This is a genomic window from Yinghuangia aomiensis (assembly GCF_039542225.1).
In the GTDB taxonomy this organism is placed as follows: domain Bacteria; phylum Actinomycetota; class Actinomycetes; order Streptomycetales; family Streptomycetaceae; genus Yinghuangia; species Yinghuangia aomiensis.
In genome coordinates this window covers 1-13,086 of record NZ_BAABHS010000003.1, presented here as the reverse complement: position 1 = coordinate 13,086, position 13,086 = coordinate 1, and the positions used below count along the sequence as shown (strand labels likewise).

Here is a 13,086-nt window from a genome sequence, read left to right as displayed (position 1 = left end):
AACTATCGTCTCATCTGACACAGGCATTGTGGGCCACGATTGGTGATCATCACGATCACTTCCCGGTCACTTCGGGGCTTGTGCGGCCCGCTGCGGGGGTCAGCGGCCGAGGCGGCCCTTCACCATTCCGGTCATCGCGGACATCTCCTCGATCCGCATCTTGCTGGCCGCGACGAAGAACACACCGAACATCACGACGGTGCCGCCGAGTACCGCGGCGAGCGAGCCGCCGAAGCCGCTGCCGAGCGCCCCCGTCGCGACGCGGGCGACCGCGAACGCCGCCGCGCCGCCGATGCCCGCGGCCACGAAGAGCCGGGTGTAGGTGCGGGTGACACGGGGCCCGTCGAGGTCGCCGAGCCGCTTCTTGAGCCGGCCGGCGGCCAGGAAGACGCCGATGACGTAGGCGGCGCCGTAGGCGCCGGCCATGCCGACGCCCGCCCACTTGGTCGGCAGCGCGATGTAGGCGAGGCCGACGAGGGCGGCGTTGGAGGCGGCGACCCACACGGTGTTGAGGAACGGCGTGCGCGTGTCCTCGTAGACGTAGAAGCCGCGCAGCAGGACGTACTGGGCCGCATAGGGGATGAGGCCGAGGCCCAGCGCGGCGAGCATGTAGCCGATCCAGTGCGCGCTGTCCTCGCCGGTCGGGGCGAAGAGCAGGCCGCCGATGTCGCGGCCGAGCGCCACGAACAGCACCGCGCACGGGATGATCGCGACGCCGGAGAGCCGCAGACCCGCCGAGATGTCGTCGCGCACCGATGCGGCGTCGTTGTCCGCGGCGGCGCGCGACATGCGCGGGAGCATCGCCGCCATGACCGAGACGGTGATCACCGCCTGCGGGAACTGCCACACCAGCAGGGCGTTGCTGTAAGCGGAGAAGCCGACGCCGTACGTGATGCCTTCGGTCTGCGCGTTGCTGTCGATCGCGTTGCCGAGCTGGGTGACCACGAGGTACCCGGCCTGGTTGGCGAGGACGAACAGGAAGGTCCACTTGGCCAGGCCCGCGGCCTTGCCGAGGCCGTGCCCGCGCCAGTCGAAGCGCGGCCGGAAGTGGAAGCGGGCGGCTCTCAGGTACGGGACCATCGCCAGCGACTGCACGACCATGCCGAGCAGGGTGCCGATGCCGAGCAGCCGGGCCTCGTCCGGGGTGATGCGCGAGGCGGTCATCCCGGAGCTGTTCTGCGTGCCCGCGACCCAGATGTAGAGGCTGAAGGTGATGATGATGACGATGTTGTTGAGGACCGGGGTCCACATCATCGGGCCGTAGCGTTCGCGGGCGTTGAGGATCTGCCCGAACATCACGTGCAGGCCCATGAAGAAGATGATGGGCAGGCAGTAGCGCGCGAACGTGGTGGCCAGTTCGAACTCGGCGTCCTGCTTGGCCAGCGAGTTGGCCATGATGCGGATCAGCCACGGGGCGGCGATCACCGCGATGCCGGTGAGGGCCAGCAGGCCGGTCATCACCAGGGTGAGGAGCCGGTTGGCGTAGGCCTCGCCGCCGTCGTCGTCGTTGCGCATGGAGCGGACGAGCTGCGGGACGAAGACGGCGTTGAGCGCGCCGCCGCCGACGAGGATGTAGAGCATCGTGGGGATCGTGTTCGCCACGTTGTACGTGTTGGCGAACACGGCCGTGCCCAGGGCCGCCGCGATGACGAGGCTGCGGACGAAGCCGGTGATGCGGGAGACGATCGTGCCCGACGCCATGAGGGCGCTGGACCGCATCATCCCGGAGAGCTTGCCGCCCTTCTTGCCGCCGACCGGGATGCCGGCCATGCGCTCTTCGGCGCCGCTGCCGGGGAGCCGGTAGACGGGCGACTGCGAGGGGCCGGGGAGCGGCGCCAGGTCGGGTTCGGCGACCGAGACGGCGGCCGCGGCGGCCGCTTCGGCTTCGGCGCGCTGGCGGCTTTCGTACCGCTGGTACGCCTCGGTGTACGTGGGCATGCCGATTTCACCGGTGAGTCCGAGGTGGATGCCGGTGAGCGTCTGGTCCATGAGCCAGCCGCCGGGGCGGTCGTAGTCGCCCCAGCCGCCGCCGTAGCCGCCGGAACCCGAACCGGAGCCGCGGCCGCCCGGCTGGGGCTGCTGGGGCTCGGGCTCGCGGTAGGCCTGGACGGCGCCGGGCTGGTCGTAGCCGGAGTGGCCGCCGTAGCCCGGGTTCTGCTGGTGACCGTGCTGGGCCTGCTGATTCCCGTACTGCTGCTGTTCGGGGGCGTACTGCTGCTGCTCGGGCGCGTACGGGGGCGGCACCTGGGCGCCGCTCTGGCCGTAGGGGACCTGGGAGCCGTAGTGCTGCCCGTCGTCGGGCTGCGCGTACGGGTCGGTGTACTGCCCGCCCTGCGGGTACTGGCCGCCCTGCTGCGGGTCGCCGTACGCCTGGGCCTGCTGGTACTGGCCGTACTGCTGCTGCCCGTAGCCCGGGTCGACGGGCGGGGCCTGCGGAGTGGGGGAGAACGCGCCGTCCAGGCCCGCGCCGCCGCTGCCGTCGTCGTCGCGGAACCACGGGTCGCCGCCGGTCTGCGCGGCGGGGGGCTGGGCGTAGGGGGCGTACTCGTGGGCCGGGTCGGAATAGTGCTGCCCGGGCTGGACCGGTTGGCCGTACTGGGCCGCGTACGGGTCCTGATGCGGTGTCAGATAGGGGTCGCGCCCGTCGCCGGGGTCGTCCGTGGCGCCGCCGTACGGCTGCCGTTCGTCGCTCCGGTCGTTCATACGGGCCAGGTCCTCGTCTTCCACGTCAGTAGGTCGTCAGTCGGCTCCAGGTGCCCACTTTCTCATTCGGGACCCGGCAAGCGGTGGTCCCGACGCCACATGTTCGCGGGTATGTTCGCGGATATTGTGCCAGAACGCGAAAATATGGCGCATATTCGGTCAAGCCGGTGCGTGATGGTCTCCCGGCCGATCCCAGCTCGTGTGCCCCGTCGTGTCCCCCCGGTGATGCGCCCCGTCGTCCTGCGGATGCCCGGCCGTGCCCGGTCCGCCCTCCGGACCGTCGTCGCCGTCGTCCTTATGATGCTCCTCGCCCTCGTCCCGTCCCGACCCGGACCTCCGCCTGCGGAGGTACGCCCGGAGCGAGAACAGGAGCAGCAGCGCGGCGATGACTCCAATGATGCCCAACGTGATGCCGTCAATGCTGGTGGTGTTGACGTAGAACGTCTGTCCCGGCCCGAAGGCACCGCTGCCGTCCGGGGTCAGCAGCCGGGCGTCGACGAGCACCTTGCCGTTGGCCGCGGACTCCGCCTCGACCTCGATCGCGCGCGTGCGGCCCGGTTCGATCGTCACCGCTTCGGCCTGGGTCAGGCTCAGCCGGTTGGGCTGGCGCGAGGTCACCTCGACGCGGATGGAGATCGGCTGGGTGAGCCGGTTCACCACGGTGACCGGGATTTTGCCCTTGTCGCCGGACAAGGTGACGCCTGACTTCGGCGCGATATAGACGAGCTGTTCGAGGACCCGGAGGCTGCGCGCGACGTCGAGGCGGAACGCTTCGGCGTCCAGGCCGGGCGCCCGCCACGCGGTGGACAGCGTGCCGAACACCGCCGGCGTGTACGGGCCGGTGACCCGCTCGGGCTTGGTGAGGATCGCCGCGAACGTGGCCAGCGACTGCTGGAGTTCCGGGATGGTCTTGAGATACCGCGGGCTCGGCTCGGTCCGGCTCAGCTCCTGCGGGTACGGCTTGACCGTGCGCTCCTCGCCGAGCGCGGACTGCGCGACGCTGTCGAGGGAGGCGATGTCGGCCCACGCCGCGGCCGTGGTGGCCGTGGTGACGGCCTGCGCGAGGACCTCGCCGAGGTCCGCCGACATGTTCCGCGGCGGCGCGATGAGCAGCGTCCGCTGCCGGGTCGGGTCCTCCATCGTGATGGCGAACAGCTCGGCGATCAGCTGCTGCTGGATCTCGAGCTTGCGACCGGGCGCCGACGCGTCCTGGGCGAGCAGCGCGTCGATGCGCGGGTCGGTGACGATCGCGTCGAGCTGCGGGCCGACCTCGGCGCGCGCGGAAGGCGTGTAGTTGAGCGACTTCTTCGTCGGCATGCCGCTGCCGGAGGCCACCAGCATCGACGCGCCGGACGCCTTCGCGAGCGCGACGATCGACGGGTCGACGCCGCCTTCGATCGGCCACATCAGGTTGGTGCGCACCGGCCGGTTGAGCACGCGCTGCGCGGCGGCGCCGCCCTGCGCGATGGCCCCGGAGAGTTCGGCGGACAGGTCGGTGCCCGCGGTGGCGGGGGCGTGGGCGACCGTCGCGACGTCGGTGTCGGAGTAGGGCAGCGCGACGACGGTGCCCTGGGCGGTCGCGGCCCGGAGGCGGTCGAGCCAGGTCCCCGCGGTCGGCCCGCCGGTGCCCGGCGTCGTGGTGTCCTCGGTGCGCGGGTTCGCCAGGGACTCCGCCCCGGTGTCGCCGTCGCCGGTGCCGGGCGTCGCCTGGCCGTTCTTGTCGCCGCTCTTGCGGTCGTTGCGGGCGTCGCGGTCGGTCGTGCTCTCCGCGGAGGGCGGCGGCGCGACCCGGTAGCCGCGCTGCATGGCGGCGGCGGTGTCGAGCAGGTCCGGGTCGACGACCCAGGTGAGCTTGTCGCCGAGCTTGTCGCCGGCCGCGACCAAGCGGTCGAGGCGGCCCTTGTCCGCCAGTTCGGCGGTGAGGCCGTCGTCCTCGAAGACCGGCGTCTGATGGTCGTCGGGGATGGTGGTGCCGTCCCGGCGCGGCTGGTCGACCAGCGGCCACAGGACGCCGAGCTGGGTCTTGTTCTTGCTCTGGGCGTTCGGCATCCACGGCACGAGCACGCGCGCCGAACCGGCGGAATCGCCGCCGGCGGATGCTTCCAGAGTGAACGCGTACACAGCGTTGCTCGACGGCAGGGACACCTTGTCCAGGTTGATCTTCACCTGGCCCGACGCGCGCTGGCCCGCGGCCAACCGGGACACGCTGAACGACGCTTCCTTGTCGGCCAGCGGCGCCCCCTGCGCCTTCTCGTTGGCGAGCTGCCCGCGAAGGGTCAGCGGCTGGCTCATGCGCACGCGCACGGTCACCTGGTCGAGATCGCGCCCGGTCGTGTTGGCCAGATCGAACCCGACGACCAGCGGCCCGCCCTTGGCGGACGTGAGCACCGACGACGACAGGTTCGTGGGCGCCACGTCGATGGCGCCCGACTCGGCGGCACCCGCGCGGGGAGCCCCCGGCAGCACGGTCACCAGACCGGCCAGCACGAGGACGGCGAGCAGTATTGCGGCCGCGCGTCCCGCGCCGGCCCGGGCACGGATCACGCCGTGTCCGCCAACAGCTCCGGAGCCCGCACCGCGAGCTTGCGCTCGTCGGGATACGCGAGCCGGGCTGAAAGCGCGCCCAACGGAACCCACGCCACCGCCTCGACCTCGATGTCGTCGTCGGAAAGATCCCCGCCTGCCGCCTCCATCAGGTAATGGTGGACGGTCTTGTGCACACGGCGGTCGGGTGCGGTGAACCAGTAGTCGATCACCCCGAGCTTGGCGAGGACGCGGCCGACGATGCCGGTCTCCTCCTCGACCTCGCGGAGGGCGGCTTCGACCGCGCTCTCACCGTCTTCGATATGCCCTTTGGGAAGCGACCACACCAACCGGCCGCGCCGATCGCGGCGTGCGATCAGCGCGGCCCGCAGTGTGTCCCGGTCCACGACGAGGCCACCGGCCGAGTGCTCCTCGACCGCCTTGAGCCTCCGCCGCGGCGGGGTGGTCTCAGAGGGCATCCTGAAATCCTAGTGCGCCGGGTCGGGCGCGGGGGATACAAGATCACCCCATCGCCGCGCACGGACCGCCCGATCCGCGCTCCGCGGCCGGTCGCCGGGTCGTCCTCGGGTCGCCTTGGGGGCGTTCCGGGCGGGGCCGACGCGCGGCTCGGGGCGCCGACGGAGCGGGTGACGCCATAAAGGTGACGAGCGCCGGGCACGGTCCCCGTACCCTTGTACGTCGTGCCCCACGCGAAGAACACCCCGCACGCCGCCGTGCCCGACGCGCCCGTCGGCCAGGCGGCCGCGCCCGCCGAGCACGCGAGCGCGTCGAACCAGCTGTCCGTCGTCCAGCGCCGCGCCGTCGCCGAACTCCTGCGCGTGGCACCCGTCGCCGACGACCTCGGACGCAGATTCGCCGCGGCCGGGCACCGCCTCGCCCTGGTCGGCGGCTCGGTCCGGGACGCCCTGCTCGGGCGCCTCGGCAACGACCTCGACTTCACCACCGACGCCCGCCCCGAGCAGGTCCTCGCCCTGGTCCGGCCGTGGGCCGACGCGGTGTGGGAAGTCGGCATCGCCTTCGGCACGGTCGGCTGCCGCAAGCAGGACTTCCAGATCGAAATCACCACATACCGGTCCGAAGCCTACGACCGCACCTCGCGCAAGCCCGAGGTCAGCTACGGCGACTCCATCGAGGACGACCTGGTCCGCCGCGACTTCACCGTCAACGCGATGGCCGTGGACCTCCCCGGCACCACTTTCGTCGACCCCTACGGCGGCCTCGCCGACCTCGCCGACCGCGTGCTGCGCACCCCCGGCACCCCCGAGTCGTCGTTCGCCGACGACCCGCTGCGCATGATGCGCGCCGCCCGGTTCGCCGCCCAGCTCGACTTCGAGGTGGCCCCCGAGGTGGTGGCCGCGATGACCGCGATGGCCGAGCGGATCGACATCGTCTCCGCCGAACGGGTCCGCGACGAGTTCACCAAGCTCGTGCTGTCCGACAACCCGCGCAAGGGCCTGCTGCTGCTCGTCGAGACCGGCATCGCCGCCCGCGTGCTGCCGGAACTCCCGACGCTGCGGCTGGAGTCGGACGAGCACCACCGGCACAAGGACGTCTACGAGCACACCCTGACCGTGCTCGAACAGGCCATGGACCTGGAGAAGCCCGGCGGCCCCGACCTGGTGCTGCGGCTGTCCGCGCTGCTGCACGACATCGGCAAGCCGCGCACCCGGCGCTTCGAGGACGACGGGCGGGTCTCGTTCCACCACCACGAGGTGGTCGGCGCGCACATGACGAAGAAGCGCATGAAGGCGCTGAAGTACCCGAAGGACGTCACGGACGAGGTCGCGCGCCTGGTCGAACTCCACCTGCGTTTCCACGGCTACGGCACCGGCGAGTGGACGGACTCCGCGGTGCGGCGCTACGTGCGGGACGCGGGGCCGCTGCTCGACCGGCTCCACAAGCTGACCCGGTCGGACTGCACCACGCGCAACCGGCGCAAGGCGGCCGCGCTGGCGCGGGCGTACGACTCGCTGGAGGAGCGCATCGCGCGCCTCCAGGAGCAGGAGCAGCTCGACGCGATCCGGCCCGACCTGGACGGCAACGAGATCATGGGGATCCTGGACATCCCGCCGGGCCCGCAGGTGGGGCAGGCCTACAAGCACATGCTGGAAATGCGCTTGGAACACGGCCCGATGGACCACGAGACCGCCGTCGCCGAACTGAAGAAGTGGTGGGCGGAGCGGCAGTAGCCGCCGCGCCGCGCACAAGAAAACGGCCGAGGCCGCCGCGGAGGGAGCTTTCCGCGGCGGCCTCGGCCGTATGCCGAAAAGCCCGTCAGCTCAGCGGGTCCTCGACGCCGGCAACCGGGTTCAGGCACAACAGGAGCTTGGTGCCGTTGCCGCTCATGTAGAACGAGATCTGGACCGTCTGGTCCCACTCGGCCACTGTGGCGCACTTGTCCCGGTCCGTGGTGCCGGAGAACTTGCCGACGACCTTGTACTGACCGTCCGGCGTTCCGCAGTCGGCCTTCTTGACGTCGTCTCCGCCATCCTTCTTGAGGTGCTTCATGCAGTCGCCGACCTTGGCTGCTTCGGCGTCCGAGTCCTTCTTGCTGGCGAAGTAGCCGATGACGGCGATCACCACCACGATCACCGGCACAGCGATCCGCAGGTACTTCAGCCACGGCTTGCGCTGGGGCTGCTGGGGCTGCGGGGCGCCGTAGTACCCCTGCGGCGGGACCTGGCCGTAGGGCTGCTGGGGCGGCTGCTGGCCGTAAGGCTGCTGGCCGTAGGGCTGGCCCTGCGGCTGCTGGCCGGCGGGACCCTGGGGACCGTTCGCGAACGGGTTCGACACGGGATGACTCCGTCGGGGGGATTTGCGTGAGGGGGACACTCAAGTGGCCAGCACCCTAGGGGGTCCTGATGACATCGTGTAGTCGTTTCCCGCAGTCAAATCGGTCATCGATCAGCAAATGCCTCAATAACTTGATGGTTTGGTGATCGATATTGCGCGTACCCGACTCAGTTTTGCGCCTGCGGAGGACAATCGGGGCGGCCGGAAAATCAGTCGAGCTTCGTCAGGCACAGCACCGAGCGCTTGCCGCCCTCGTCCATGACGAACGGGATGTTGGCCCCGGTTACCGAAAGGCACTGGCCCTCGTCGATGGCGTTCCTGATGATGGCCACGATCTGGTACCTGGTGCCGGACGACGTGCAGTCGACCACGTGCGGGCTGGTGCCGGACAGCTGGTCGAGGCAGTCGCCCTGGGAGAGCCCGCGCGACTTGCCGCCGGAGACGTACAGGTAGATGCCGCCGCCGACGACCGCGGCCAGCACCACGACGAGGCCGATGACCAGCGGGCTGAGCCACACGCTGCGTTCCCTGCGGACCGCCCGGCCGCGTCGGCCGCCCGCGTGTGCCGCACCGCCGGGCCCGGGCAGCTCGGCGGGCGCCCCGCCGTACCCCGGCGCCGGCTGGCCCTGCGGCGGGGTGGCGTCCGACCAAGCCGGTACGTACGGGACCCGGTCGGGATCGGACGCGCGCGGGTAGTTGGTCATGATTGGTCTCCGGGTGGCCAGGATGCGGCGGATACGACGAATACCCAACGAAAAAGGATCGTTGGTCGATCGGTGATGAGGCAGATTAGAACGCCGCGACCCGGCACGCACTAGCTACCGCAAAGTCGATCTTTGAGATGCTTCACATCGGTCTCGCCCTGCGGTCGGCAAATGCCGCGATTGCCGCCCAAAAGCGACCAACTTTTCGGTATTACCGTCCCGTTTCCCGGGACGCTCAGTCCTGCCCAGCGGACGCCTGGGCCGCGAAGACCGCCTCGATGGGCGGCCTGCGGCGCACCGCGAGCGCGTACAGCAGCGCCGCGGCGGCGTACAGCGCGGCCACCCCGAGGAGCACCCCGACCGACCGCCCGTCGGCGGGCAGCGTCACCGCCGCGACGGCGGCCGCGCCGACGAAGGACACGTTGAACAGGACGTCGTAGACGGAGAACACCCGGCCGCGGTAGGCGTCGTCCACGGTCGTCTGCACGATGGTGTCGACGCCGATCTTGGCGCCCTGCGACACCAGCCCGAGCAGGAAGGCGGCGACCAGCAGCGGCCCGAGCTGGAACACCGCGATGGGCAGCTGCCCCACGGCGCCGCCCCCCGCGCACACCACGATCCACGCGGCCACGCCGATCCGCGGCGTGACGATCGGCGTCACCACGGCCGCGACGAAGAACCCGGCGGCGGTCACCGCGACCGTCACGCCGAGCGTGGCGAGGCCCTTGTCGGTGTCCGCCGGGTCGTTGAACACGTTCCGGCACAGCAGCAGCGTCATCACGGTGAGCACGCCGAAGCAGAACCGCATCGCGGTGATGAGGAGCAGCGCGTCGGCGGGCGCCCGGCGCTGCCGCACGTGCCGGGCGCCGTCCCGCAGCCCGCGTGCGACGCCGAGCACCGCGTCGCGGACCCGCGGCACGACTTCCCCGGGATCCGGGCCGAGCAGGTCGACGGCCATCGTGGCGGCGACCGCGGCCGAGCCCACGTACAGCGCGGCGGCGATGAAGACGACCAGCGCGGTCGCCACGGTGCCCGCGGGCACGAACAGATGCACGACGACCGCGGCGAGCGCGCCGGCGGACGCGACGACCGTGCCCGCCGTGGGGGAGACGGCGTTGGCGACGACGAGCTTCTCTTCGGGGACCACGCGCGGCAGCGACGCGGACAGCCCGGCCAGCACGAAGCGGTTGACGGACAGCACCGCGAGCGCGGCGACGTAGAACACCGCGTCGGGCACCCGGGCGAGTACGAGCGCACCGGTCGCCACGACCAGCCCGGCGCGCAGCAGGTTGCACCACACCAGCACCTGGCGGCGCCGCCACCGGTCGAGCAGGACGCCGGTGAACGGACCGACGAGCGAGTAGGGCAGCAGCAGTACGGCGAACGCCGCCGCGATGTCGCCGGCCCCGGTGTGCTTCTCCGGGGAGAAGAACACGTGCCCGGCGAGCGCGACCTGGAACACCCCGTCGGACAGCTGGGACGTCAGCCGGGTCGCGAACAGCCGCCGGAAGTCCCGCAGCCGCAGCAGCTCGCGCAGATCGCGCACCAGTGACACGCAGGCAAACGTACCCGGGAAAGACCGGAGGCCCGGCACCCCCTGGGGGGATACCGGGCCTCCGGTCGGAACGCTCAGCCGGTCACGCCGGAATTCAGCGCTCGACCTCGCCCTTGATGAACGCCTCGACGGCGTTGCGGGCCTCGTCGTCGAAGTACTGCACCGGCGGGGACTTCATGAAGTACGAGGACGCCGACAGGATCGGGCCGCCGATACCGCGGTCCTTCGCGATCTTCGCGGCGCGCACCGCGTCGATGATGACGCCCGCGGAGTTCGGGGAGTCCCACACCTCGAGCTTGTACTCCAGGTTCAGCGGGACGTCGCCGAAGGCGCGGCCTTCGAGGCGCACGTACGCCCACTTGCGGTCGTCGAGCCAGGCGACGTAGTCCGACGGGCCGATGTGCACGTTGTTCGCACCAAGGTCGCGGTTGATCTGCGAGGTGACCGCCTGGGTCTTGGAGATCTTCTTGGACTCCAGGCGCTCGCGCTCGAGCATGTTCATGAAGTCCATGTTGCCGCCGACGTTGAGCTGCATCGTGCGCTCGAGGATGACGCCGCGGTCTTCGAACAGCTTGGCCAGCACGCGGTGCGTGATGGTGGCGCCGACCTGCGACTTGATGTCGTCGCCGACGATTGGGACGCCCGCCTCGGTGAACTTGTCCGCCCACTCCTTGGTGCCCGCGATGAACACCGGCAGCGCGTTGACGAACGCCACGCCCGCGTCGATGGCGCACTGGGCGTAGAACTTCGCGGCGGCTTCCGAACCCACCGGCAGGTAGCACACGAGGACGTCGGCTTCGGTGTCCTTGAGGACCTTGACGACGTCGACCGCCTGCTCGGGCGATTCCTCGATGGTCTGCAGGTAGTACTTGCCGAGACCGTCGAGGGTGTGGCCGCGCTGCACGGTCACACCGGTCGGAGGCACGTCGCAGATCTTGATGGTGTTGTTCTCGCTGGCGCCGATGGCGTCCGCCAGGTCGAAGCCGACCTTCTTCGCGTCCACGTCGAACGCGGCAACGAACTTGACGTCACGCACGTGGTAGTCGCCGAACTGCACGTGCATGAGGCCGGGTACGCGGCTGTTGGGGTCGGCGTCCTTGTAGTACTCGACGCCCTGCACCAGCGAAGCGGCGCAGTTGCCCACGCCGACGATGGCTACGCGAACCGAACCCATTCCGGTTGCTCCCTGTGGTCTCAATGATCCCCGCCGTGAATCGGCGGACATCAACTGGTTGCTGCGGACGGGTCCGAGGCCGCGTCCTGATGGTTTTGCCGGGTGGTCGTCCCGGTGTTCTTCTCGGTCTTCTCGGGCTGCTCGCCGCCGCCGGCCTCCGGGGTCTCCCCGGCCGACCGCTCGGCGTTGATCAGCTCGTTCAGCCAGCGCACCTCACGCTCCACGGACTCCAGACCGTGGCGCTGCAGCTCGAGCGTGTAGCCGTCCAACCGCTCGCGCGTGCTGGACAGCGAATTGCGCACGCGCTCCAGGCGCTCTTCGAGCTTGCTGCGCCGGCCTTCGAGGATGCGCATGCGCACCTCGCGGTCCGTGCGGCTGAAGAAGGCGAAGTGCACACCGAAGTTCTCGTCCTCCCAGGAGTTGACTCCCGAGTCGGACAGCAGCTCCTGGAAGTGCTCTTTGCCGTGCGCGGTGAGCTTGTAGACGATGCGCGCCCGCTTGCCGCCGGCCAGGGCGGCGGCGACCTGCTCGGGCTCCTCTTCCATGATCAGGCCCCGCTCGAGCAGGGACTTCAGACACGGGTAGAGGGTCCCGTACGCGATCGCACGGAACGGCCCGAGCACGGTGTTGAGCCGCTTGCGCAGTTCGTACCCGTGCATCGGGGTGTCGTGCAGCAGGCCGAGAGTGGCGAACTCGAGGACGCCTCCGCGCCTGCTCATCCGCTTCCCCTCCAACCTTCGCGTGGCCGCCACCGGACTGCCCGGTCCCGTCGGGGCCGCGTGGGATACGGTCGCCGACGGCCTGAAGACCGGGGGATCCACCCCGTTCCACGACCACCCACAGGCGGTGGGTGTGACGTGGGACGTGGTGCATCCCGGCTGTCGTATCGGCTCGATGTATCGAGTCGATACATCGGAACGATAGGTCTCCTCGGCATGCCGTGCAACAACGGGGTCGGTGACGCAAGTCACAGGAGGGTTACGTCCAGGTCTCCGCACGGTCTCTTCGCCGTCGTCCGGCGGTCGTTTGCGGGGGATTCGCGCCTCGGCGTCCGGTGGTGCGGGCGCGTAGACCGACACGGGGCGGCCGGCGGAGGGCGGTGGCGCCGAGGGCGAACTCCCAGGGCATTTCCAGGTTCCGCGGTGGGCCACTCGTGCGGAATTGCCCAGAGGAGTCCGGATTTCCGGCGTTGCGTCCGCGCGTACTCTGGTCCGCCATGTGGTACCCCGGACCGCCTCCGCAACCGTTCGACGCCCGCGCGCGTCCTGGGGAACGGACAGCCACGACCCGTGCGGTCTCCCCGCCGTACGGCCGAGGAGCAGCGAATTCATGAGTGAGCACCGTCGCAGGTCGGCACAGCCGCGCCCGGAAGGGCGCGCTTCGCATGTTCGGGGGAGCACGCCGTCCGAAAACGCCGCGGAACCGGGGTCCGTGCGTCCCCGGGCGGCGTCTCCGTCGGCTCCGGCGCCGGACGGCGGCTCCGGATCCCCCTCGACTGCCCCTTCCACATCCGCATCGGAGGCCGCGGGCGCGGGTCCCCGGGCGCAGACCCGCGCCGCGGCGCGCCAGGCCACGCGGTCCGGCGCCCTCGGCGCGGACGGCCGGGGCAGAGG

At 70.6% G+C, this 13,086-nt stretch carries 9 protein-coding genes; 1 reads left to right on the top strand and 8 read right to left on the bottom strand.

Annotated elements, in window-relative coordinates:
- Positions 1–99 precede the first annotated feature (99 nt).
- The 3 genes from murJ to ABEA93_RS04420 all read right to left on the bottom strand — a co-directional run bounded on the left by murJ (position 100) and on the right by ABEA93_RS04420 (position 5,705).
- Positions 100–2,703 carry a murein biosynthesis integral membrane protein MurJ gene (gene murJ / locus ABEA93_RS04430; protein WP_345673937.1) on the bottom strand — a complete coding sequence of 868 codons (2,604 nt, stop codon included), beginning with the start codon at positions 2,701–2,703 and terminating at the stop codon, positions 100–102.
- A gap of 159 nt (positions 2,704–2,862) precedes the next feature.
- The gene (locus ABEA93_RS04425; protein WP_345673936.1) at positions 2,863–5,247 is read right to left on the bottom strand and encodes a DUF6049 family protein; all 2,385 of its coding nucleotides are present in this window, start codon (positions 5,245–5,247) and stop codon (positions 2,863–2,865) included.
- Complete coding sequence (locus ABEA93_RS04420) at positions 5,244–5,705, bottom strand: NUDIX hydrolase (protein ID WP_345673935.1); 462 nt, start codon at positions 5,703–5,705, stop codon at positions 5,244–5,246. Before ABEA93_RS04420 ends, ABEA93_RS04425 begins: the two co-directional genes overlap by 4 nt.
- A 222-nt stretch (positions 5,706–5,927) precedes the next feature.
- Between ABEA93_RS04420 and ABEA93_RS04415 the strand changes: the two genes are divergently transcribed.
- Entirely contained in the window at positions 5,928–7,436 is a 1,509-nt protein-coding gene (locus ABEA93_RS04415; RefSeq protein ID WP_425584810.1) for a CCA tRNA nucleotidyltransferase, read from the top strand.
- Positions 7,437–7,521: 85 nt separating this feature from the next.
- Here the strand turns inward: ABEA93_RS04415 and ABEA93_RS04410 are convergent, their stop codons facing one another.
- From ABEA93_RS04410 to ABEA93_RS04390, 5 genes are all read right to left on the bottom strand, one after another.
- A complete protein-coding gene (locus ABEA93_RS04410) occupies positions 7,522–8,040 on the bottom strand; it encodes an LppU/SCO3897 family protein (protein WP_345673934.1) in 519 nt (172 codons plus the stop codon).
- A 209-nt stretch (positions 8,041–8,249) separates the two neighbouring features.
- Positions 8,250–8,744, bottom strand: a complete 495-nt coding sequence (locus ABEA93_RS04405; protein WP_345673933.1) for an LppU/SCO3897 family protein — start codon at positions 8,742–8,744, stop codon at positions 8,250–8,252.
- Positions 8,745–8,979: 235 nt separating this feature from the next.
- Positions 8,980–10,299, bottom strand: a complete 1,320-nt coding sequence (locus tag ABEA93_RS04400; RefSeq protein WP_345673932.1) for an MFS transporter — start codon at positions 10,297–10,299, stop codon at positions 8,980–8,982.
- Between the two features lie 94 nt (positions 10,300–10,393).
- Entirely contained in the window at positions 10,394–11,473 is a 1,080-nt protein-coding gene (locus ABEA93_RS04395) for an inositol-3-phosphate synthase (RefSeq protein WP_345673931.1), read from the bottom strand.
- Positions 11,474–11,523: 50 nt separating this feature from the next.
- Positions 11,524–12,192, bottom strand: a complete 669-nt coding sequence (locus tag ABEA93_RS04390; protein WP_345673930.1) for a PadR family transcriptional regulator — start codon at positions 12,190–12,192, stop codon at positions 11,524–11,526.
- Between the last annotated feature and the right edge of the window lie 894 nt (positions 12,193–13,086).